Source organism: Xanthomonas sp. WHRI 6106 (assembly GCF_040202405.1).
Taxonomy (GTDB): Bacteria; Pseudomonadota; Gammaproteobacteria; order Xanthomonadales; family Xanthomonadaceae; genus Xanthomonas; species Xanthomonas cannabis.
In genome coordinates, this window is the sequence record NZ_JBEGFC010000007.1 from 72164 (window position 1) to 93297 (window position 21134).

At 67.4% G+C, this 21134-nt stretch carries 18 protein-coding genes; 12 read left to right on the plus strand and 6 right to left on the minus strand.

Annotated features, from left to right (window positions below):
- Positions 1-12: 12 nt before the first annotated feature.
- The 3 genes from ABQZ09_RS11970 to ABQZ09_RS11980 all read left to right on the plus strand — a co-directional run bounded on the left by ABQZ09_RS11970 (position 13) and on the right by ABQZ09_RS11980 (position 4307).
- Positions 13-999 carry a YheT family hydrolase gene (locus tag ABQZ09_RS11970; RefSeq protein ID WP_039415099.1) on the plus strand — a complete coding sequence of 329 codons (987 nt, stop codon included), beginning with the start codon at positions 13-15 and terminating at the stop codon, positions 997-999.
- A 57-nt stretch (positions 1000-1056) separates the two neighbouring features.
- Positions 1057-3129, plus strand: coding sequence for a tetratricopeptide repeat protein (locus ABQZ09_RS11975; RefSeq protein ID WP_349776975.1), 2073 nt, complete (start codon positions 1057-1059; stop codon positions 3127-3129).
- A 566-nt stretch (positions 3130-3695) separates the two neighbouring features.
- Positions 3696-4307, plus strand: coding sequence for a YbhB/YbcL family Raf kinase inhibitor-like protein (locus ABQZ09_RS11980; RefSeq protein WP_349776976.1), 612 nt, complete (start codon positions 3696-3698; stop codon positions 4305-4307).
- A 366-nt stretch (positions 4308-4673) separates the two neighbouring features.
- Here the strand turns inward: ABQZ09_RS11980 and ABQZ09_RS11985 are convergent, their stop codons facing one another.
- Together ABQZ09_RS11985 and ABQZ09_RS11990 are read right to left on the minus strand one after the other, a co-directional pair.
- On the minus strand, positions 4674-5486 hold the full coding sequence (locus ABQZ09_RS11985) for an META domain-containing protein (RefSeq protein ID WP_349776977.1): 813 nt from the start codon (positions 5484-5486) through the stop codon (positions 4674-4676).
- A 133-nt stretch (positions 5487-5619) separates the two neighbouring features.
- The gene (locus ABQZ09_RS11990) at positions 5620-6414 is read right to left on the minus strand and encodes an undecaprenyl-diphosphate phosphatase (protein ID WP_039415041.1); all 795 of its coding nucleotides are present in this window, start codon (positions 6412-6414) and stop codon (positions 5620-5622) included.
- Between the two features lie 223 nt (positions 6415-6637).
- Between ABQZ09_RS11990 and glnA the strand changes: the two genes are divergently transcribed.
- The 7 genes from glnA (at position 6638) to ABQZ09_RS12025 (ending at position 14678) form a co-directional block, all read left to right on the plus strand.
- Entirely contained in the window at positions 6638-8047 is a 1410-nt protein-coding gene (glnA, locus tag ABQZ09_RS11995) for a type I glutamate--ammonia ligase (RefSeq protein WP_005992704.1), read from the plus strand.
- Positions 8048-8320: 273 nt separating this feature from the next.
- A complete protein-coding gene (locus ABQZ09_RS12000) occupies positions 8321-8659 on the plus strand; it encodes a P-II family nitrogen regulator (protein ID WP_002808480.1) in 339 nt (112 codons plus the stop codon).
- Positions 8660-8681: 22 nt separating this feature from the next.
- A complete protein-coding gene (locus tag ABQZ09_RS12005; protein ID WP_184553616.1) occupies positions 8682-10124 on the plus strand; it encodes an ammonium transporter in 1443 nt (480 codons plus the stop codon).
- 265 nt (positions 10125-10389) lie between these two features.
- Positions 10390-11445, plus strand: coding sequence for a two-component system sensor histidine kinase NtrB (locus ABQZ09_RS12010; RefSeq protein WP_039565894.1), 1056 nt, complete (start codon positions 10390-10392; stop codon positions 11443-11445).
- Positions 11438-12862 carry a nitrogen regulation protein NR(I) gene (ntrC, locus tag ABQZ09_RS12015; protein ID WP_039565892.1) on the plus strand — a complete coding sequence of 475 codons (1425 nt, stop codon included), beginning with the start codon at positions 11438-11440 and terminating at the stop codon, positions 12860-12862. The genes ABQZ09_RS12010 and ntrC overlap by 8 nt, the downstream gene beginning before the upstream one ends.
- 522 nt (positions 12863-13384) lie before the next feature.
- Positions 13385-13984 carry a superoxide dismutase family protein gene (locus ABQZ09_RS12020; protein ID WP_184553614.1) on the plus strand — a complete coding sequence of 200 codons (600 nt, stop codon included), beginning with the start codon at positions 13385-13387 and terminating at the stop codon, positions 13982-13984.
- Between the two features lie 46 nt (positions 13985-14030).
- Complete coding sequence (locus tag ABQZ09_RS12025) at positions 14031-14678, plus strand: superoxide dismutase family protein (RefSeq protein WP_039412501.1); 648 nt, start codon at positions 14031-14033, stop codon at positions 14676-14678.
- A 42-nt stretch (positions 14679-14720) separates the two neighbouring features.
- On the opposite strand, the gene ABQZ09_RS12030 is transcribed toward ABQZ09_RS12025, so the two are convergent.
- Both ABQZ09_RS12030 and ABQZ09_RS12035 read right to left on the minus strand, forming a co-directional pair.
- Positions 14721-15833: a TonB family protein gene (locus ABQZ09_RS12030; RefSeq protein WP_349776978.1), complete on the minus strand. Its 1113-nt coding sequence runs from the start codon at positions 15831-15833 to the stop codon at positions 14721-14723.
- A gap of 50 nt (positions 15834-15883) precedes the next feature.
- Positions 15884-16768: a hypothetical protein gene (locus tag ABQZ09_RS12035; RefSeq protein ID WP_184553610.1), complete on the minus strand. Its 885-nt coding sequence runs from the start codon at positions 16766-16768 to the stop codon at positions 15884-15886.
- 88 nt (positions 16769-16856) lie between these two features.
- On the opposite strand from ABQZ09_RS12035, the gene ABQZ09_RS12040 reads away from it, so the two are divergent.
- Both ABQZ09_RS12040 and ABQZ09_RS12045 read left to right on the plus strand, forming a co-directional pair.
- Positions 16857-18152 (plus strand): acetyl-CoA C-acetyltransferase, encoded by a 1296-nt coding sequence (locus ABQZ09_RS12040; RefSeq protein WP_039412494.1) that lies wholly within the window; start codon positions 16857-16859, stop codon positions 18150-18152.
- 108 nt (positions 18153-18260) lie between these two features.
- Positions 18261-18803 (plus strand): hypothetical protein, encoded by a 543-nt coding sequence (locus ABQZ09_RS12045; protein ID WP_349776979.1) that lies wholly within the window; start codon positions 18261-18263, stop codon positions 18801-18803.
- Between the two features lie 66 nt (positions 18804-18869).
- Here ABQZ09_RS12045 and ABQZ09_RS12050 read toward each other — a convergent pair whose 3' ends face one another.
- Together ABQZ09_RS12050 and ABQZ09_RS12055 are read right to left on the minus strand one after the other, a co-directional pair.
- Entirely contained in the window at positions 18870-20141 is a 1272-nt protein-coding gene (locus ABQZ09_RS12050) for a heme biosynthesis protein HemY (protein ID WP_349776980.1), read from the minus strand.
- The gene (locus ABQZ09_RS12055) at positions 20138-21115 is read right to left on the minus strand and encodes a uroporphyrinogen-III C-methyltransferase (protein WP_349776981.1); all 978 of its coding nucleotides are present in this window, start codon (positions 21113-21115) and stop codon (positions 20138-20140) included. The genes ABQZ09_RS12050 and ABQZ09_RS12055 overlap by 4 nt, the downstream gene beginning before the upstream one ends.
- Positions 21116-21134 lie beyond the last annotated feature (19 nt).

Below are 21134 nucleotides of genomic sequence, written 5' to 3' on the forward strand. Positions count from 1 at the left end.
CCCGCTGCGCGCATGAACGCCTCCGACTTCCAGCCGCCGCGCTGGCTGCGTAACCCGCACGTGCAGTCGGTGCTGGGCAGTAGCGCCTTGCGTCGCCTGCGCAGCCGTCAGTTGCTCAGCGCCAGCGGCGCAGTCACCCGCGAACATATTCTCGATGGCGGCGACGGCGTGCGCCTGCAGGGCTGGATGAGCGTGCCGCCCGGCGATGCGCCGGTGCGCGGCACCGTGCTGCTGCTGCACGGCTGGGAAGGCAGCGCCGATTCCAATTACATGCGGCTGACCGCCGCGCGTTTGCTCGGCCTGGGCTACCAGGTGTTCCGGCTGAATTTCCGCGACCACGGCGGCACCCATCACCTCAACGTGGACCTGTTCCACTCCGATCGCATCGACGAGGTGGTCAACGCTGCGGGCGATCTGTGGCGGCGCTTTCCTGCGCCGCAGCTGCTGGCGGCCGGGTATTCGCTGGGCGGCAATTTCGCGCTGCGGCTGGCCTTGCGCGCACCGGCCGCCGGCCTGCCGCTGGCACGCGTGGCGGCGGTGTGCCCGTTGCTGGACCCGGCGGCCACCATGACCCAGCTGGAAAAGGGCCCGCAGTTCTACGACTGGTATTTCCGCCGCAAATGGCGCGAATCGCTGCTACGCAAGCGCAAGCTGTTTCCGGACCAGCACGGCTACGACGATGCCACCCTGGCATTGGACATGCGCGAGCTGATGGCCTGGCTGGCCGTGCAGCACACCGGCCACGGGTCGCTGGAAGCGTATTTCAACAGCTATTCGATTGCCGGCGCGCGCCTGGCCGGCCTGCAGGTGCCCTCGGACATCCTGATGGCCGAAGACGACCCGGTGATTCCGTTCGAGGATTTCGCCGGCTGGCAGTTGCCCGAGCATGCGCACCTGGAAATCGCGCGCTGGGGTGGGCATTGCGGGTTTCTGGAAAATGCCCGCGGCGACGGCTTCGCCGAACGCTGGGTGGCCGAGCGGCTGGCCGCTGCCAGGTAGGTCGGCGTCACAGCGCGCATCGTTACAATAGCGGTTTGTCCTGGACACCCCGCCGCCATGCAAGACGCCATTCTTCAAGCCCTGCGCCGCAATGCGGCCGACGATGCGGTGGCGCTGGCCCGCGAGTGGGCGATCAGCGCGCCCGACAGCGCCGCCGCACACCGCTGGCTCGGGCTGGCCCTGCAGCAGCAGGGGCAGTCGGCACTGGCGCTGACCAGCATCGACACCGCGTTGGCCCTCACACCGGAAGACGCCGACCTGCACCTGCTGCGCGCCGGCCTGCTGCTGGCGGCACGCGACCTGTCCGCCGCCGACGCCGCCTTGTCGCGCAGCACCGCGCTGGACCCGAACCAGTTCAACGCTTACGTGATGCAGGCGCACCTGGCCGTGGCACGCGACGATCTGGACGAGGCCGAGCGGCTCAGCCGCACTGCCGCGCGATTGGCGCCGGAGCATCCGCAGCTGCTCGCGGTCGATGGCGTGGTGGAGATGCGCCGCGGCCAGAGCGACCGCGCGCTGGCGCTGCTGACCCGCGCCGCCGAGCAACTGCCGGACGACCCGCGGGTGATGTTCGCGCTGGGCTTTGCATATCTGCAGAAGGAGCATTTTGCATTTGCCGAGCGCGCCTTCGAGCGCGTGGTCGAACTCAATCCCCCTGGCACCGCGCTGCGCGCCTTCATCGCCCAGCTGGCCCAGCGCCAGGGTCGTCTGGACGATGCGCTGACCGCGATGCAGGCCGTGCTGGCGCAACCCGATGGCGACCTGCCGGCCATGCGCCGGCTGGCGGGCGAGATGGAATTGCAGGCCGGCCGCCCCGACCACGCCGTGGCGCACCTGCGCCTGGCGCTGGCCCACTGGCCGGCCGACCGCCGCACCTTGCACGCGCTGCTCACCGCCTGGGAACGGCTGGGCGCGACGGACGATGCGCGCGACACGCTGGACGCGGCGCTGGCCACCTCGGCCACGGCGCACGATCTGTGGCTGGCGCGCCTGGCGGTGGAGCCGGTCGGCGGGCCGCAGGCGCAGGCGGTGATCGAGCGCTGGCTGCTGGCCATGCCCGAGCACCTGCCGGCACTGGAAGCGCTGATGCGCGTGCACGACATGCAGGGTCATGCCGACGAAGCGGAAATGGTGGCGCGCCAGATCGTGGCGGTGGAACCGGGCCGCATCAGCGGCGAGCAGCGCATTGTCGAGGCTTTGCTGGAACGCGACCCGCCAGCGGCGATCGCCTGCGTCGAATCGCTGATCGAGTCGTTGCCGCCGCCACAGCAGACCGTGCTGCGGCCGTGGCTGGGCAATGTGCAGGACCGCGCCGGTCAGCCCGACGCCGCGCTGGCCACCTGGATGCAGTTCCATCGCGAACAGGCCCAGCACCGGCTGCCGTTGCCGCCGCAGGCCGCCAGGCAGCCGATGCAATGGCCGGCGCTGGGCAGCATTCCGGACAGCGTCACCGCGCGCCCGCTGTTCGTGTGGGGCACGCCCGGCTCGCATGTCGAACGCCTGATCGCGGTGATGGACGCTGCCACTCCGCTGGTGCGCGGCGATCGCTACGGCACCACTCCACCGTCCGATGCGCTGCAGAGCTACCGCACGGTCGAGCAACTGGCGTCCGACGAGCTGGCGCCGATGGCGCTGGTGGAAGGCTGGAAAGCGCAGCTGCCGCGTCGCGGCATCGACGACGGCAACGTCATCGACTGGCTGCTGTGGTGGGACAACACCCTGCTCACTGCGCTGCGCCCGCACCTGCCCGAGGGCCGGCTGGCGATCGCGCTGCGCGACCCGCGCGACATGCTGCTGGACTGGCTCTCGGCCGGCGCGCCGGCACCGCTGGCGCTGCAGTCGCCGCAGCAGGCCACCGACTGGTTGCTGGCCGCGCTGGAACAACTGGCGGTGTTACACGAGCGCGATCTCTACCCGCACCGGATCATCCGGCTCGACGGCATCGAAAGCGACCCGCAGGGGATTTCCGACGCGCTGGAGCAGGCCTTCGGGCTGCGCTTCCCGCTGGTCGAACCACGCGGCCCCGCCCGCCTGGCCTCCGGCCGCTGGCGCAACTACCGCAGCGTGCTCAGTGCCCAGTTCGACCAGCTCACCCTGATCGCGGTGCGCTTCGGGTATCCGCAGGACTGACGCGCGGCCTGCCGCATATCCCGCAAGCGCGACGCCGTCGTAGGAGCGGACCCGGTCGCGACAAGGCGTTACCGGTACCGGTGAAGCCCGTCGCGGCCAGGTCCGCTCCTACGGAGATCCGGAGACCCGGACGACGCGGCACGCGTGGACGCCGATGGCGTTCACGGTGCCTGCAATCCATGCCCGGAGATCCCCGATGCGCAAGGCTGTTGTAGGAGCGGACCCGGCCGCGACGAGGCGTTACCGATACCGGTGAAGCCAGTCGCGGCCAGGTCCGCTCCTACGGAGATCCAGAGACCCCGGCGATGCGGCACGCGTGGACACCGACGGCGTTCAACGATGCCTGCGATCCGTGCTCGGGGATAGTGCAGCTTGCTGTTTCGCGTGTTGTTCGCCTTGGTTGGCGCATCGCGCGCTCCACTCTCGCTGCGCTCTGCCGCACGCTGAATTGGCTGACGACACGCGCACCAAACGCGCCTGCTGTGCCACACAAGGTTCCACTGCGACGGCTTCCGTTGCGGTGCCAATCCAGGCAGGCTGGGTGCTTGGATCCACGGAGACCCTTCATGCGTCTGACCAGCACCAGCATCGAAAACGGCAAGCCTATCGCGGTGGAATTCGCCGCCGGCACTCCGGACGGCTTTGCACCCAACCGTAACCCGCAGCTTGCCTGGAGCGAGGTGCCGGCCGGCACGCAGTCGTTCGCGCTGCTGTGCCTGGACCCGGATGTGCCCACCGTGCCGGAGACCGTCGGCCGCGACGATATCCAAATCCCGGTGGAACAGCCACGCACCGATTTTGTGCATTGGGCCATGGCCGATATCCCCGCCGACGTGCATGAAATTGCGGCAGGCAGTTGCAGCGACGGTTTCGTGGCCAAGGGCAAGCAGCAGCCGGCCGGCCCGGCCGGTGCGCGCCAGGGCCTGAATTCGTACACGCAGTGGTTTGCCGGCAATCCCGACATGGCCGGCAATTATCTGGGCTACGACGGACCGTACCCGCCGTTCAACGACCTGCGCGTGCACCGCTATTTCTTCCGCGTGTTCGCGCTGGACGTGGCCAAGCTCGGCCTGCCCGAGCCCTTCACGGCCGCCGATGTGCTGTCGGCGATCCAGGGCCACGTACTTGCCGAAGCCGCGCTGCATGGCACCTACACACTGAATCCTGCCCTGCGCTGAGAGACCGGCTCACGCACCCCGCACGACCAAGCGCGCGGGGTACGCGCAACGGCTGGCTGGATCGGTCACCGTGACCGACCGGCGCACCGACACGCCGCACGCTCAATCCCTGCATGGCATTCGCAATCAGGAGGCCATCGCGGCCGCGTTGGTTCCGGTTTGTTTCTGCTTGCCTGGTCAGTCAGCGGAACGACCATTGATCCCGGTTGCAGTCTCCCGCTTGTGCCGGATCGGCATCGCCTGCGCAGGCCGCCGACCGCATTGCCGGCCACATAACGCTCGGCAATGAATTCGAGCGTCGCGGCCCAACCATAGACCCCGACCCCCGAATCCCGAATCCCGAATCCCGAATCCCGAATCCCGAACCTACCCACTGGCCTCGATCATCTGATCCAGCACATACACCGGGGCACCATCCGCGCCGGGATACCGGGTGACGCGCAGCAAGGTGCGGATGCCCGCTTCGTGGTCGAAGCCCTCGATCCGGCCATCGAAGGGGCGCCAGGGGGCGGTCGCGGGCTGGCCGTCCGCCGTCTGCTCGCGCAGCTGCAGACATGCGTGCGACGGGTTTGCGGGGCAGGGCACGGTGTCGGCGGCCACCTCGAGCAACAGTGTCTGTCCGGGTCCGCCGTAGCGGGTGGCGGCCGTGGGCGTGCTGCCGAACAGCAGGCGGGTGCCATCGCTGCGGGTCAGGGCCAGCTGCGGCGTGGTCTGCGCACTGTCCATCGTCACCGCAAAACGGCCGGACAACAGGTCGCTGGCAGCACGTTCCTGCGCCATCTTGCGCGGTTGCGCGCACAGGCGTTTGCTCGAGACCACCCGGCCGATCTGCAGCTGCGTCCCAGCCACGCTGTAGCTGGCGCCCAGGGCATTGCAGGTCTGGCTGACGTGGATGCGCTGGTCGCTGAAGTCCAGTTGCAGCGGTGCGCTACCGGCAACGAACAGGCTGCGTAACGCGGTGCCATGGGCATCGCTGGCCTGCAGCAGTTGCCAGTGCCTGGCCTGCAATGCCGCGCGCAAGGGGGCGTTATCGGCCAACGGCGCAGCGGCGGCGGTCGCGCCGGACCCGGTACCGCCAGGCCCGGTACCACCAGGATCCTGCGCATCGGGCAGCGCACCCGAACCGCAGGCCGTCACGCCCGCCGCCAGCAGGGCTGGGGCGAAGAACACGGCACGCATGGGCGGCTCCCGGTGGGCAAGGCCTCAGTGATACCGCCGGCGTGGCGCCAGGGCAATGACCGGCGTCACTGCCCGTGCAGTTGCCCTGCCTCGCTGCTCAAGCAGCGACAGGCAGGGCCACGGCCGTGGCGGGTCAGGCCGCGACCGGCAACCACAGCAGCAGGGCGGCGCCGAGCACGATGCGGTACACCGCAAACACCGTGAAGCGGTGCTTCTTGATGTAGCCCAGCAGCCACTTCACCACCACAAAGCCGGTGAGGGTGGCCGCCACGAAGGCCACTGCCACATCGGTCCAGTTTTCGCTGCCGACGCCGCCTTCCTTGTACATCTCCAGCAGTGCATAGCCGCTGGCCGCGAACATGGTCGGGATGCCCACCATGAACACGAAATCCGCCGCCGCCGAGCGCTTGCTCAGGCCCAGCAACATCGCCAGGAAGATCGCCGAGGCCGAGCGCGAGGTGCCGGGAAACACGCCGGCCACCACCTGCGCCAGGCCGACGGCAATCGCCACCTTCCAGGTCACCACGTCGCGCTCGGGCAACTTGCCGGCAAAGTGCTCGGCCACCAGCATCCAGACACCGCCGATCAACAACGCCCAGGCCACCGGGTGCACGGTTTCCGGCAGCTGCCAGCCGGCCTTGCGCACGATCAGCCCCACCACCGCCGTGACCAGGAAGGCCACGCCGATCTTGAGCACGTAGTCGCGGTTGGCGCGCTCGCCCAGGCCGGTGGCCAGGGTCCACAGCTTCTGTCGCAGCGCCAGGCAGATGGCCAGGATGGCGCCGGCCTGGATGACGATATTGAAGAAGTCAGAACGGCGTCCGAGCCATTGTTCGGCGATCAACAGGTGGCCGGTGCTGGAGATCGGCAGAAATTCGGTGAGGCCTTCGAGAATGCCCAACAGCAGGGCGGAAATCAGATCGGACATCGGACTGGAGGGAGGGTTGGGGGAGGCGTCAGGATAGTGCATTGCGGCATGCACCATATTGGTGCAGCATGGATCCCGCCAGCACCTTACTGGTGCTAGCGCCGCTGTGGCGGTTTCAAGTGATGCAAGCAAAATCAACGACTTGTGAAACTCCGCGATTTGGCATGGTCCCTGCTGTATTTCCGTCCACGAGCCACTTCACTCCAATCCGAGGTTTCTTCCGATGTCCGTGGAAAACGTTGAAAAGCTGATCAAGGACAACAAGGTCGAGTTTGTCGACCTGCGCTTCGTCGATATGCGTGGTGTACAGCAGCACATCACCTTTCCGGCCAACATCATCGAGCCGGCGCTGTTTGAAGAAGGCAAGATGTTCGACGGCAGTTCGATCGCGGGTTGGAAGGGCATCAACGAGTCGGACATGGTGTTGCTGCCCGACGCCGGCACCGCGTATCTGGATCCGTTCTTCGCCGATCCGACCATCGTGCTGACCTGCGACATCCTCGACCCGGCCACCATGCAGAGCTATGAGCGCGACCCGCGCGGCATCGCCAAGCGCGCCGAGGCCTACCTCAAGTCCTCCGGCACCGCCGACCAGGCGTTCTTCGGCCCGGAACCGGAATTCTTCATCTTCGATTCGGTGCGCTTTGCCAACGACATGGGCCACACCTTCTTCCAGGTGGGCTCGGAAGAGGCCGCCTGGAACACCGGCGCCAAGTACGATGGCGGCAACAGCGGCTACCGCCCGGGCGTAAAGGGCGGCTACTTCCCGGTACCGCCGACCGACACCCTGCACGACCTGCGCGCGGAAATGATCAAGACGCTGGAACAGGTCGGCATCGAGACCGAAGTGCACCACCACGAGGTGGCGACCGCCGGCCAGTGCGAGATCGGCACCAAGTTCAGCTCGCTGGTGCAGAAGGCCGACGAACTGCTGACCATGAAGTACATCATCAAGAACGTCGCCTACCGCAACGGCAAGACCGCGACCTTCATGCCCAAGCCGATCGTCGGCGACAACGGCTCGGGCATGCACGTGCACCAGTCGTTGACCAAGGGCGGCACCAACCTGTTCGCCGGCGACGGCTACGGCGGCCTGTCGCAGATGGCGCTGTGGTACATCGGCGGCATCTTCAAGCACGCCCGCGCCATCAATGCGTTCTCCAACTCCGGCACCAACAGCTACAAGCGTCTGGTACCGGGCTTCGAAGCGCCGGTGATGCTGGCCTATTCGGCGCGTAACCGTTCGGCCTCCTGCCGCATTCCGTGGGTCACCAACCCCAAGGCGCGCCGCATCGAAATGCGCTTCCCCGATCCGTTGCAGTCCGGCTACCTGACCTTCACCGCGCTGATGATGGCCGGCCTGGACGGCATCAAGAACCAGATCGACCCGGGTGCACCGAGCGACAAGGACCTGTATGACCTGCCGCCGGAAGAAGAGAAGCTGATCCCGCAGGTGTGCTCCAGCCTGGATCAGGCCCTGGAAGCGCTGGACAAGGACCGCGAGTTCCTCAAGGCCGGCGGCGTGATGAGCGACGACTTCATCGACGGCTACATCGCGCTGAAGATGCAGGAAGTGACCAAGTTCCGTGCGGCAACGCATCCGCTGGAATACCAGCTGTACTACGGTAACTGAGTTCCACCGCGGTGATGGCGGAGGCCCCCCCTCCCACCTCCGCCATCGCCGCACATGTTTGACGCTCCACGGCACCGGCCGTGGAGTGAGGGGAACGAGAGAGCACACAGTTCGCGGCGCGCGGGCCTGACCTCTCCCACGCGGCAGATGCATCGCATCGGCCGGGGTCTGCGCGATCTGCGAACGATTGGATGCCGGGGTTGGCATCCAGGTGACTGACACCGCCGGGCGGCGCAATGCCGGCCGGTTCCTTCCACCTTTCGGGGTATGCGCATGAAATTGATCACCGCCATCATCCGGCCGTTCAAGCTCGACGAGGTCCGCGAGGCCCTGTCCGCCGCTGGCGTGTCGGGTATCACCGTTACCGAGGTCAAGGGCTTCGGTCGCCAGAAAGGCCACACCGAGCTGTATCGCGGCGCCGAGTACGTCGTGGACTTCCTGCCCAAGATCAAGATCGAGACGGTGGTGACCGACGACCGGCTCGATGCCGTGGTCGAAGCGATCCAGAACGCGGCCGGCACCGGCAAGATCGGCGACGGCAAGATCTTCGTCACCGCGATCGAGCAGGTGGTGCGTATCCGCACCGGCGAAATCGGCGCCGATGCCCTCTGAGTCCACCACCTCCGGAGTTCGTATGAAGACAGCTCTTTTTGCCGGGTGGAAAGCCCGGTTCTACAGCGTGTGCATGCTGATGCTGCTCAGCGCGCTGGTGGTGGGCGGCATGGGCAGCGCGCAGGCGCAGTCCACCCCGCAGGTCACCCCGTTGCCGACCGAGCCGGTCACCACCGAGCCGCTGCCGTCCGCGCAGCCGGCCGCCGCGCCGGTGGCCGTCGCCGAGGCCGCGCCGGTGGTGGACAAGGGCGATGTCGCCTGGATGCTGACGTCCACCCTGCTGGTGCTGCTGATGGTGGTGCCGGGCCTGGCGCTGTTCTATGGCGGCATGGTGCGGGCAAAGAACGTGCTCTCGGTGTTGATCCAGGTGGCCACGGTGTTCTCGCTGCTGACCATCCTGTGGGTGATCTACGGCTACAGCCTGGCGTTCTCCGGTGAAGGCGCGTGGATCGGCAACCTGGACAAGGCGCTGCTTAAGGGCGTCACCATCGAGACCCTGTCGGCCACCTTCACCAAGGGCGTGAGCCTGCCGGAATACGTGTTCGTCGCCTTCCAGGCCACCTTCGCCGGCATCACCGGTGCGCTGATCGTCGGCGCCTTTGCCGAACGCGCCAAGTTCGCCGCGGTGCTGCTGTTCTCGGTGATCTGGTTCACCTTCGGCTACCTGCCGCTGGCGCACATGGTCTGGGCCACCGGTGGGTATCTGTTTGGCCTGGGCGCGCTGGATTTTGCCGGCGGCACCGTGGTGCACATCAATGCCGGTATCGCCGGCCTGGTCGGCGCCTACTTCGTCGGCAAGCGTGCCGGGTTGGGGCGTGAGGCGATCAAGCCGCACAACGTGACCCTGACCTTCGTCGGTGCCTCGCTGCTGTGGGTGGGCTGGTTCGGCTTCAACGCCGGCTCCAACCTGGAGGCCAATGCCGGTGCGGCGCTGGCCTTCCTCAACACCTTGCTGGCCACTGCCGCGGCCATCCTGGGCTGGTCGTTGACCGAGAAGATCATCAAGGGCAAGTCCTCCGCCCTGGGTGTGGCGTCGGGCATGGTGGCCGGCCTGGTCGGCATCACCCCGGCCTGCGGCACCGTGGGTCCGTTCGGCGCCATCGTCATTGGCCTGGCGGCGGGCGTGCTGTGCGTGTGGGGCGTCACCGGTCTGAAGCGCCTGCTCGGCGCCGACGACAGCCTGGACGTGTTCGGCGTGCATGGCCTGGGCGGCATCATCGGCGCGATCCTGACCGGCGTGTTCTCGGCGGCCTCGCTGGGCGGCCAGAAGGGCGGCGATTACGACATCGTGCATCAGGTCGGCATCCAGGCCCTGGGCGTGGGCATCACCGTGGTGTGGATCGGCGTGGTGTCGGTGGTGGGCTTTGTGGTCGCCAAGCTGGTGTTCGGCCTGCGCGTCACCGAAGAAGCCGAGCGCGAGGGGTTGGACATCACCTCGCACGGCGAAGCCGCCTACGAGTCCTGAGCATGGCCACCCGCGGCTCCCTGGCCGCGGGTGGCGCAACGACCCGGCCGGCGCTGCCGTGCCGGGGACGGTTTTTCCCGCGGCCCGTGCTGGCGCGGATCCACTACCGAGGTGCCTGCATGACCAGCCCCCCGCCCGTCACTGTCGGCGCGGATGCGCGTCGGGTCGGTGCACGCCACCACCGTCGGACCCCGGATGTCCTGATGCATGCTTCGTTCGGCGCGCCACACGCGCACGCCGGCGCTGCTTGCACTAAATTGGTGCAATGCTGATGACGACCCCCACACCGTCGCTCGACAGCCTGGGCACGCCGGTGGCCTGGGCCGACCGCGAGGGCCGCGTGCTGGGCGTCAACCCGGCCTTTGCGCGCTGGCTCGGCGTCAGCGCCCGGCGCCTGGTCGACCAACCGCTGGCCGCGCTGGAAGTGCAGGGCGATGCGCTGGCGCGCTTCCTGCTCAACGACGAGCGCGACGTGCTGCGCCTGCATCGCCTGGCCCTGGGCCTGCCCAACGACGCGCCACGCTTTGCCGAAGGCTGGCTGTCGCGGCTGGATGACGGCGGCTGGCTGCTGGAAACCCATCCGGTCGACGAATTCCCCGCGCTAGACCCCACGCATGCCTTGCCCAACGCCTTGAGCGCCGCGCTCAAGGGGCTGGCGCACGAACTGCGCAACCCGCTGGCGGGCCTGAAGGGCGCAGCGCAGCTGCTGGCCCGCCGCTCGGCCGGCCGCGACGAGGACGAGCGCGAGCTGATCGAGTTGATCGGCACCGAGATCGAACGCCTCAACACCTTGCTCGAGCGCCTGCTCTCACCCTCGCCGCTGCGCCCGCACGAGGGCCTCAACATCCATGTGGTGCTCGAGCGCGTGCTGCGCCTGGCCGAGGCCGAAGGCGGCTGGTCGGTGCAGGTGCAGCGCGACTACGACCCCAGCATTCCGGACATCCTCGGCGACGTGGACCGCCTGACCCAGGCGGTGTGGAACCTGGTGCGCAATGCCTTCCAGGCCGGCGCCACCCGGGTGACCCTGCGCACCCGCGTCGAACACGGCCAGCGCATCCGCGACCGCGTGCATGCGATGTCGCTGCGGCTGGAAATCATCGACGACGGCGGCGGCGTGCCCGAAGAGCTGGCCGAGCACCTGTTCCTGCCGCTGGTCAGCGGCCGTGCCGAAGGCAGCGGGCTGGGCCTGGCGCTGGCCCAGCAGGTCTCGCGCGAACACCACGGCACGCTGACCTACCGCTCGCGTCCGGGCCATACCGTTTTCACCCTGCTGCTGCCCGAGCTGGCCGGCGATCACGACAAGGAGCACCTGCATGGCTGAGGCCGCCGCCGCATCCCACCATATCTGGGTAGTCGACGACGACCGTTCGGTCCGATTCGTGCTGTCCACCGCGCTGCGCGATGCCGGCTATGCCGTGGATGGCTTCGACAGCGCTGCCGCTGCATTGCAGGCGCTGGCGATGCGGCCCACCCCGGACCTGTTGTTCACCGACGTGCGCATGCCCGGCGAGGACGGCCTGACCCTGCTGGACAAGCTCAAGGCCAAGCACCCGCAGCTGCCGGTGATCGTGATGTCGGCCTACACCGATGTCGCCAGCACCGCCGGTGCCTTCCGCGGCGGGGCGCATGAATTCCTGTCCAAGCCGTTCGACCTGGACGACGCCGTCGCGCTGGCCGCACGCGCCTTGCCCGACGCCGATGCCGGTGTCGACGAGATCATCGGCACGCCGCTGGCCGAGGGCTCGGCCGCATTGATCGGCGACACCCCGGCCATGCGCGCGCTGTTCCGCGCCATCGGCCGGCTGGCGCAAGCCCCGTTGTCGGTGCTGATCAACGGCGAAACCGGCACCGGCAAGGAGTTGGTCGCACGCGCGCTGCACAACGAATCGCCGCGCGCGCGCAAACCGTTCGTGGCGCTCAACACCGCCGCCATTCCCGCCGAACTTCTGGAAAGCGAGTTGTTCGGCCACGAAACCGGCGCCTTTACCGGTGCCACCAAGCGCCACATCGGCCGCTTCGAACAAGCCGATGGCGGCACCTTGTTCCTGGACGAAATCGGCGACATGCCGCTGCCGCTGCAGACGCGCCTGCTGCGCGTGCTGGCAGAGAACGAATTCTTCCGCGTCGGCGGGCGCGAGTTGATCCGCGTGGACGTGCGGGTGATCGCCGCCACCCACCAGGATCTGGAGGCGCTGGTCGAACAGGGCCGCTTCCGTGCCGACCTGCTGCACCGGCTGGATGTGGTGCGCCTGCAGCTGCCGCCCCTGCGCGAGCGTCGCGGCGACATCGCGCAACTGGCGGAAAACTTCCTGGCCATGGCCGGACGCAAGCTCGACATGCTGCCCAAGCGCTTGTCGTCGGCCGCGCTGGAGGACCTGCGCCAGTACGACTGGCCCGGCAACGTACGCGAACTGGAAAACGTGTGCTGGCGCCTGGCTGCCCTGGCTACCGCCGACATCATCGACGTGGTCGACGTGGACGCCGCCCTGTCGCGCGGCCGTCAGCGGGCCGGCCGCAGCGATGGCCAATGGGACGACATGCTGTCCAGCTGGGCCGCGCAACGCCTGAGCGAAGGTGCCCAGGGCCTGCATGCCGAAGCCCGCGAACGCCTGGACAAGACCTTGCTGGAAGCCGCCCTGCAACTCACCCAGGGCCGTCGCGCCGAAGCCGCCGCCCGCCTGGGTCTGGGCCGCAACACCGTAACCCGCAAGCTCGGGCCGGGGCGCAAGCGCCGCTGATCAGCCCGCATGCGGCGTCGAGCCCCTCTCCCGCCTGCGGGAGAGGGGGTGGGGTGAGGGGCACCTGCGAAAAGCCGTACTGCGTGCGCAGGTGTTTGAGCCAGGCAGCGAACCAGGCGAGCTTGACGCGCATCACGGCGGCAAGCGTGCATGCGCTCGCCGGTTTGCTCGCACGCGCCACTGTCTCGATTAGCTGGCGGCGCACACGCCCCCCATCCGCCCTTCGGGCACCTTCCCCCGCACGCGGGAGAAGGCAAGGCAGGCAGGGCAGGCAGGCACGGGCAAAGCAGGCGGACAAGGCAGGCAGGCGGGCAAGGGCAAGGCAGGCGGGCAAAGCGGGCAAAACTGCGCAGTCGAGCCCCTCTCCCGCCTGCGGGAGAGGGGTTGGGGTGAGGGGCGCTTTTTGCACATATCCCGGCTCGCGACACTAGCCCCCGTAAACTCCCGGGCTGCCTAAGCGCATTTCATGACACGTGAACATGCGCCCGCATAGGTTTCCAGCCTGATCAGGAGAACAGCTCGATGCGTTACCGGTCGCCCACGATCGTTGCCCTCACCGCGCTGGCGCTTGCCGCCTGCAGCAGCACGCCACCGCCTCCGCCACCTCCACCCCCGGCGGCGCGGGTCGTCCCTGTCCGCCCGGTCCAGCAGGCCGAAGCGGTGCTGGCATCGGCCTCGGGCAGCCTGGTCAGCGGTCGCGTCGTGCTGGTGCCTGCATTGCAGGGCATTCGCGTGACCGGGACTGTCGGTGGCCTGCGCCCCGGTGGCGTGGCCGGCTTCCATGTGCACGAACGTGGCGATTGCAGCGCCGCCGATGCCAGCAGCGCGGGCGCACATTTCAATCCGGCGGGTGCGCCACACGGGCGCGCTGGCAGCAATCCCCACCACGCCGGCGACATGGACAACCTGCGCGCCGATGCCGAAGGCGTTGCGCACCTGGACATGATCGTTTCCGGCATCACCCTGGGCGATGCCGCGCCCAGCGATGTGGTCGGCAAGTCACTCATCGTGCATGCCGATCCCGACGACTATCGCAGCCAGCCCAGCGGCAACGCCGGCGCACGTCTGGCCTGCGGCGTCATTCGCGTCACCCAATGGCGCACACCCCCTTCGCAGCCCTGAGTTGGGGCATCCATGGCCGCCTGCGCGGCCCCTACAGGAGTTTTCCATGCGCATCCTTCCCACCACGCTATTTCTGGCAACCGCCCTGGCACTGACCGCATGCAAGCGCGAGGAGCCCGCGCCGGCCGATCCCGCCCCCGCACCGCAGGCCGGCACGCCGGCTGAAGCGGCGCATGGTGGCGAGCATGCCGCCTCCATGGTCACCGAAGCGGCGGCCACCACGACGGCCACCGCCGAGCTCAAGCCGACCAAGGGCAATGACGTCAAAGGCACGGTGACCTTCAAGACGGTCGACGGCGCGCTGCGCGTCACCGGCCAGCTGAGCGGCCTCAAGCCCAACACCGAGCACGGCTTCCACATCCACGAAAAGGGCGACTGCAGCGCCCCGGACGGCAGCAGCGCCGGTGGCCATTTCAACCCTGCCCAGTCCGACCACGGCAACGTCAGTGCCGACCCGCACCACGGCGGCGACATGCCCAACATCAAAGCCGACGCGCAGGGTAATGCCAGCATCGACGGCCCGGTCTCGAGCAACGTCAATCTCGGTAAGGCGGACCAGTTCGACATCGCCGGACACGCCGTGATCGTGCATGCCGATGCCGACGACTACAAAACCCAGCCTACCGGCAACGCCGGCGGCCGCCTGGCCTGCGGCGTGATCACCACCGATAACGCGCAGGCGGCGACACGTTAAATTCCAATTTCCTCGGCGGCGATTGAGCGCCGTCGAGGAAGCTCAATGCGTGGCTGACACTGGCTCGACCATGTGACTAATGCGACTTTCGATTTGCGCGCAATTTGCAGGGCTTGAATCACAAACATAGTTAACGCGCGTAATCGGGCGTCGCTGGATACTCGCCTCGTCGGTGATTGTCTCGCTGCGCGTCCTGATTACCGCCGGGGCCCATGGGTGCGGGGGCATAAACATTAGCCACGTTGTCACCTTTGGCTGTTCAAGTTGGTCGGATGCGAGGATTTGCTCCATGACCTTCTTGAGACTGGTTGTGTAGACCTTCAGCCCGGGTGTGTCCTGCTGATCTTTGCTTAATTCCACGTCATTTTGCTTCGGCACACTCTCGAAAAACGGTTTTGCGTGCACGTACTCCATGGGAAGGGTGTCGCGAACGGTCGTCTTGAGATCCGAATTAAAAGGTGGAATTTTTCGCTTCGCTCTTTCTGCTCTTTCTAGCTTTTCCAGCTCTTCTTGACTTGGGCGGTCTGAAAAGTTGAATTGTTCTGTCGTAAATGCGGTTTGCCTTGGCGAGGAAGGTGAGTCGCACGAGAAGCGCCATTTGCGCGCGGCGTCGAGTACCGCATTGTCAGCGTCGGTATAGCCGCTACTTGTTTTCAGACTGACCTCTGCAGTGCCATTGGCGATGCCGCCGGGGCGTAGGCTGAGATCGACAGATCCTTTCGCGTGATTGTGTCTTAGCTGCTCAGGATAAACAGGGCGGTGTTCTCGCCACGACTCCATGTCAAGCTTGCAGTGCGGCGCAGGAATTCGAACAGTGAGCAATGCCGTTCCGGGAGTGGCCTGACAATGGTAACGCCACCGTTTCGCGGCAGTCATTGCTGCACGATCAACCAGTCTGTTGCGAGATGATTTGGCAACGGATGTGTCTGCTACTTTCTCGTCTTTATCAATGGTTGCCAGCACATCTATTGTCATCTCGTAATCGAGGTGCAAATTGTACGAGTCCAGCGCGGCAGGCGAAGCAGCTATCGAATCAGCGTCGACGGTGCAGTTAGACGAGATGGGAGTGGGCTCAGCTGCATGGACTACGCCGCATGCGCAGATCCCGGTGATGACTAACGCTCCAAGTCGCGAGGAATACGGGTTGCGCTTCATAGTTACTCGTCCTTGAACTGCAAGTAATCCGCGGGAGTGATCAAGAAGCGCTAGCTGGCCAGCGCCTGGCGCGGATCCTGGCCCGGCTCGACATGCACGTACAGCACCGGCAACCCATGCGCTTCCAGCACGGCCGCCATTTGCCGCTGGCGCGAGAGGAATTGCTCGTAGACGCCGCGCAGGCGTTCGCAATGCTCGCGGTCGTGTGCGTAGTAATCGCACCAGCCGGCCGGATCGAACAGCGCAATGCGCACTTCGCCGCCGACATAGCGCAGTACCGGCTCCGGCGCCTGCTCCAGCCATTCTTCGCTGGTGGGTGCAAGCAGGGCGGCTTCGATCAGCGGCCACAGCGGCGCCAGGCCCTGGTTGTCGTACTGCATCGAAATCATCGCCGCCAGGTCGTGCGCGGTGAGGTAGCGCGCGTGTTCGATGCGCGCACCGAAGCTCTCCTGCGCCAGTAACGCAGTATCTGCCTGCGCCATGCCCTGGGCCAGCAGCACTTCTTCCATCGCATCGGCCACCGTCGCCACGATCTGCGGATCGCCGGAGAGCAGGAACGGCAACACACGCAGGCCGCCACCGGTGAGCTGCGCATCGGCCTGGAACGGCAGCGGAATCTCGCCCTGTGCATCGGCGCCGAAGGCCAGCACTCGCGGGCCCTGATCGCGCCCGGGGGCGCGCGCATGCAGTTCTTCCAGGCGGCGATGCAACGGCCAGCCGGGCCGCAGGACCTCGGCCGGGTCGAAATGCGCCATCGCCACGCTCAGTTCCAGATCGCGGATTTCAGGGATCCATTGCGCCAGGTCGCGGCCAATGCGCTCGGCCAGCATGCCGGCTTGTTCGGGCGGCAGGGCGCCGCGCTCGGGGGCGGTGCCGCCGGTCAATTCCAGCGCCATCACACCCATGGCGGTCATGCTGTGTTCGGTCTTGCTCATGATTCGCGGTTGGCCCATCACGGGGTCGAAGCTACACTGCGGCCATTATGCCTGCCGGCCCTGTGCAGGCCATGTCCCCGAGTCCTCCATGCCAGGTCAACCGATGCCCGCAGCCCGTCCCGTCGCCATTCTGGGCGGCGTTCGTATCCCGTTCTGTCGTCAGAACACCGCTTATGCGGACGTGGGCAACCTGGGCATGTCGGTGCGCACGCTGGGCGCGCTGGTCGAGCGCTTCGGGCTGCACGGGCAGCAATTGGGCGAAGTGGCGATGGGGGCGGTGATCAAGCACTCCTCGGACTGGAACCTGGCCCGCGAGGCCGCGCTGTCGTCGGGCCTGTCGCCGCTGACGCCGGGCATCACCCTGCAGCGCGCCTGCGGCACCAGCCTGGATTCGGTGATCACCATCGCCAACAAGATTGCGCTGGGCCAGATCGATTCGGGCATCGGCGGCGGCTCGGACACCACCTCGGAAGTGCCGATCGTCTACGGCAAGAAGCTGCGCGCGCGGCTGCTTGCCGCCAACCGTGCCAAGGCCACCGGCGACAAGCTCAAGGCGCTGCTGCGCGGGTTCAAGCTGAGCGAGCTCAAGCCCGAGTTTCCCGGCGTGGCCGAGCCGCGTACCGGCAAGAGCATGGGCGACCACTGCGAAGACATGGCCAAGGAATGGAATATCTCGCGCGATTCGCAGGACGAGTGGGCGGTGGCCTCGCACCACAAGCTGGCCGCAGCGTATGAGCGCGGTTTCTTCGATTCGCTGATTGCTCCGTTCCGCGGCGTCTCGCGCGACAACATCCTGCGCGCCGACACCTCGCTGGAAAAACTCGCCACCCTACGCCCGGCCTTCGACAAGACTTCCGGCCGCGGCACGCTCACCGCGGCCAATTCCACTCCGCTCACCGATGGTGCGGCCGCCGTGCTGCTGTCCAGCGAAGCCTGGGCGTTGGCCCATGGCCACACGCCGATGGCCTACCTGCGCGACGCGCAGGTGGCGGCGGTGGATTTCGTGCACGGCGAAGGCCTGCTGATGGCGCCCACCATCGCGGTGCCGCAGATGCTGGCGCGCCAGGGCCTGACCTTGCAGGACTTCGATATCTACGAAATCCACGAAGCCTTCGCCGCGCAGGTGCTGTGCACGTTGCGCGCCTGGGAGAGCGAGGATTACTGCCGCAACCGGCTGGGCCTGGATGCGCCGCTGGGCCGCATCGACCCCGACAAGATCAATCCGCTGGGCTCGTCGCTGGCCACCGGCCACCCGTTCGCCGCCACTGGCGCACGGGTGGTGGCTACCGCCGCCAAGCAACTGGAAGAGCGCGGCGGTGGACGCGCGCTGATCTCGATCTGCACTGCCGGCGGCATGGGCGTGGTGGCGATCGTCGAGCGCTGACGCTGCTGCGCAGCGCGGGATTGCGCATTCGGGATTGGGGATTCGCAAAGGCGAAACCCGCTCTTACGAATCCCGAATCCCGAATCCCCAACCTGCAAGGATGCAAGGATGTTGAACGATGCAACGCGCCCGTCGCCCAGCCTGTACCTGCCGCCGGTAGACGGCGATGTCTGGCGCGAGGGCGATGTGCTGGTCTGCACGCCGGGCGCGACGCTGCCGCCGCGGTGCGTCAAGTGCAATGCGCCGGCTGATATACCGCCGCGCCGCTACATCTTTCACTGGCATCACCCGGTGATCTACGCCGCGCTGTTGCTCGGCGTGCTGCCGTATCTGATCCTGGCGATCGCGCTGCGCAAGCGCAGCGCCCACGTGCTCATCCTGTGCGAGCAACACGAGCGTCGCCGCGTCCGTTATGTCGCGATGGCGGTGGCCTCCGTGCTGGCGCTGCTGGTGTGCGGGCTATCGCTGGATAGCCCGTCCCGCTGGCTGATCGGCGCCGGCGTGATGGCCGTGATGTTGCTTGTCGCTCGCCTGGGGTCGCGCGTGTTGTCGCCGACACGGGTCGGTCACACGCAGGCGCGCTATCTCGGCGCCTGCGATGCATTCCTGGACGATCTGCCACCGCCGCCGTGGGTGTCGCGCGGACGCTGACACTGCGCAGCGCTGTCTATCTGCCGCGACGGCCCAGCGCCGTCATATCCACGGCCTGAGCCCGTGTCACAGAATCCGGTCGTCCGGTGGGGGCGCAAACGGGTCGGCCGCAGGCGTTGGCCCCACCGACACGATCGGACCGCGCAATGACTGCTGCGGCATGCCTTGCTGCACCGGCTCGCCGCGTGCGGCGCGCAAGGCATTGGCGTAGCAATGCTGGGCGGAGAGCAGGTCGCCGGCAGCCGCAAAGCCATGCCCGAGCTCCTCCCACGCATCGGCGCCGGCGCCGGTGGCGATGGCACGGTGCAGGAATTCTTCGGCCTGCGACCACTGCTGCTGATGGCGTGCCAGGCGTGCCAGCGTCAACAGCAAGCCCGGGCTGTCCGGGTACTGGGTGAGCCAGCGCTGTGCACTGGCCCGGCGCGAATCGTATTTTTCCAGCGGCAGCACGCCGTACAGGCGCACCAGCGACTCGTCCCACTGCGCATCCAGTGCCTGTTCCAGGCTATGCACGGCGGCGTCATCCCAGTGCAGCACCGCTGCCCGTTGCGCATAGGCCCCGACCACGGCGGGATAGGTGCGCAGCGGCTTGGGCAAGGCTTCCCAGCGCTCGGCCAGCGCATTGGCATCGCCGGCCTGCAACAGGGTCTGTTCGGCCAGCGTGGCTTCCAGTGCGCCGTAGGCCTCCGGTGCCAGCACCGCTTGCTGACGCAGGGCGCCGAGCTGGCCGTAGGCCTCATCGGCACGGCCGATCTTGGTCAGCGCATGCGTGCGCAGCAACAGCCCGCGCGCCGGCAGCGGCTGCGCATTGGCGGCATCGAGTGCATTGATCGCTTCCACCGGGCGTTGCCGCGCCAGATGTCGTTCGCCCTGCAACAGCGCATGCGCGGTGGGGTCGCGCTCGGCCAACTGCTGCGCAAGCGCATTGGCCGAGGCCTCGTCACCGCGTGCATCGGCCACACGTACTGCGCTCGCCAGCGCAATCCCGCTGACTTCATCGTCTTCGCTGGCAGTGACCAGCAAACGTTCGGCGCGTTGCCACTGGCCGTGGTCGGCGGCGCGCAGGCCTTCGATCAGGCGTGCGCGGCCTTTCTTGCGGCGGTACTTGCCCCACACCCGGAACGGCAGGCTGATCAACGTCCACAACAGCCACAGCACCAGCAGCGCGATGATCAGGATCAACACCGCCTGCGGCATCGCGGCGCGGTAGTCGTTGCCACCGACGCTGACCACGACATTGCCCAGGTCGTAACTGTTCTGGTGCGACAGCCACTGCGCACCGAGCACGCCCAGTGCCACGGCCACCAGCAGGATCAAGACGGTACGCAACACTTTCATTGGGTGGATCTCCCTTCACGCATGGCCTGCAGTTGCAGCAGGGTGGTGCCCAGTTCCGGCAGGCGCGGACGCAGTGGCGCTTGTTGCAAGGTGCGCAGGCGTGCAAGCACCTGCGCACGTTGCGGCGACTCCGGCCACAGCCGGGTGGTCCAGGTGTCCACGCGGCGCAGCGCGTGTGCAAAGCCGTCCGCATCGCCGCGTTCTGCGGCCGCGCGGGCCAGGCTGAGTTCGATCTGCAGCGCATCGCCGGCGGCATGGCGGTCGCTGTGGGTCAGCGGCGCATCGCCGCGGTTGGGCCGGATATCCACCAGCGGTGCGAGCACCTTCTGCCACCACGGTCTGGCCGCGTCGCTGGCCTGTGCGGACTGTTCGGGCAGGTGCTGCAGATCGGCGGCGATGCGGTCCAGCGTCTGCCCCGCCTGCGCCTGCGGGCCGGCGCCGAGGCGGTCCAGGGCATCGCGCTCCTGCACCAGGGCCTGGCGCAGGTTGAGATAGCCCGGATCGTCGATGCCATTGAGCGCGCCATTGGCCAGCGCGTAGGCGCGGCGTGCGCCATCGGCATCGCCGGCGATGCTGAGCCGTTGCTGGCCGAGCCGCAGCAGCAGCTCCACTTCATCCAGCCGCAATGCCTGTGCGCCGTGACGATTGGGGTCGGCCAGCTTCTGCACGGTGTCTTCGAGCAAGGCGCTACGCTGGCTCAGGCCCAGCATTTCGTCGCGCAGCACGCGGTTGGTCGCTGCCGCATCCTGCAGCCGCTCGTTGGCCAGGCGTTGATCGCGTCGCAGCGTTTCCAGCAACTGCTGCGTGCCATCCCAGCGCTGCTGCTGTGCCTGCGCCGCCTGCAGCTGCGCTGTTTGATAGCTCTGCCATGCGCGCCAGCCCAGAAACAGCGCCACGCCCACGGCGACCACCGCCACTGCAAGCAGCAGCCAGGCCAGCGGAAAGCGTCGCGGGGAAGCGGGGACTTCGGTCATTCGGACATCCTCGGGCGGT

What these genes read in the sequence shown, in the direction of transcription:
- ABQZ09_RS11975 (WP_349776975.1), top strand. Translation starts at nt 1,057, where the DNA reads ATGCAAGACGCCATTCTTCAAGCCCTGCGCCGCAATGCGGCCGACGAT.
- ABQZ09_RS12055 (WP_349776981.1), bottom strand. Translation starts at nt 21,115, where the DNA reads ATGACCGAAGTCCCCGCTTCCCCGCGACGCTTTCCGCTGGCCTGGCTG.
- ABQZ09_RS12040 (WP_039412494.1), top strand. Translation starts at nt 16,857, where the DNA reads ATGCCAGGTCAACCGATGCCCGCAGCCCGTCCCGTCGCCATTCTGGGC.
- glnA (WP_005992704.1), top strand. Translation starts at nt 6,638, where the DNA reads ATGTCCGTGGAAAACGTTGAAAAGCTGATCAAGGACAACAAGGTCGAG.
- ABQZ09_RS12035 (WP_184553610.1), bottom strand. Translation starts at nt 16,768, where the DNA reads ATGAGCAAGACCGAACACAGCATGACCGCCATGGGTGTGATGGCGCTG.
- ABQZ09_RS11970 (WP_039415099.1), top strand. Translation starts at nt 13, where the DNA reads ATGAACGCCTCCGACTTCCAGCCGCCGCGCTGGCTGCGTAACCCGCAC.
- ABQZ09_RS12025 (WP_039412501.1), top strand. Translation starts at nt 14,031, where the DNA reads ATGCGCATCCTTCCCACCACGCTATTTCTGGCAACCGCCCTGGCACTG.
- ntrC (WP_039565892.1), top strand. Translation starts at nt 11,438, where the DNA reads ATGGCTGAGGCCGCCGCCGCATCCCACCATATCTGGGTAGTCGACGAC.
- ABQZ09_RS12020 (WP_184553614.1), top strand. Translation starts at nt 13,385, where the DNA reads ATGCGTTACCGGTCGCCCACGATCGTTGCCCTCACCGCGCTGGCGCTT.
- ABQZ09_RS12010 (WP_039565894.1), top strand. Translation starts at nt 10,390, where the DNA reads ATGCTGATGACGACCCCCACACCGTCGCTCGACAGCCTGGGCACGCCG.
- ABQZ09_RS11980 (WP_349776976.1), top strand. Translation starts at nt 3,696, where the DNA reads ATGCGTCTGACCAGCACCAGCATCGAAAACGGCAAGCCTATCGCGGTG.
- ABQZ09_RS12050 (WP_349776980.1), bottom strand. Translation starts at nt 20,141, where the DNA reads ATGAAAGTGTTGCGTACCGTCTTGATCCTGCTGGTGGCCGTGGCACTG.
- ABQZ09_RS12005 (WP_184553616.1), top strand. Translation starts at nt 8,682, where the DNA reads ATGAAGACAGCTCTTTTTGCCGGGTGGAAAGCCCGGTTCTACAGCGTG.
- ABQZ09_RS11990 (WP_039415041.1), bottom strand. Translation starts at nt 6,414, where the DNA reads ATGTCCGATCTGATTTCCGCCCTGCTGTTGGGCATTCTCGAAGGCCTC.
- ABQZ09_RS12030 (WP_349776978.1), bottom strand. Translation starts at nt 15,833, where the DNA reads ATGAAGCGCAACCCGTATTCCTCGCGACTTGGAGCGTTAGTCATCACC.
- ABQZ09_RS12000 (WP_002808480.1), top strand. Translation starts at nt 8,321, where the DNA reads ATGAAATTGATCACCGCCATCATCCGGCCGTTCAAGCTCGACGAGGTC.
- ABQZ09_RS11985 (WP_349776977.1), bottom strand. Translation starts at nt 5,486, where the DNA reads ATGCGTGCCGTGTTCTTCGCCCCAGCCCTGCTGGCGGCGGGCGTGACG.
- ABQZ09_RS12045 (WP_349776979.1), top strand. Translation starts at nt 18,261, where the DNA reads ATGTTGAACGATGCAACGCGCCCGTCGCCCAGCCTGTACCTGCCGCCG.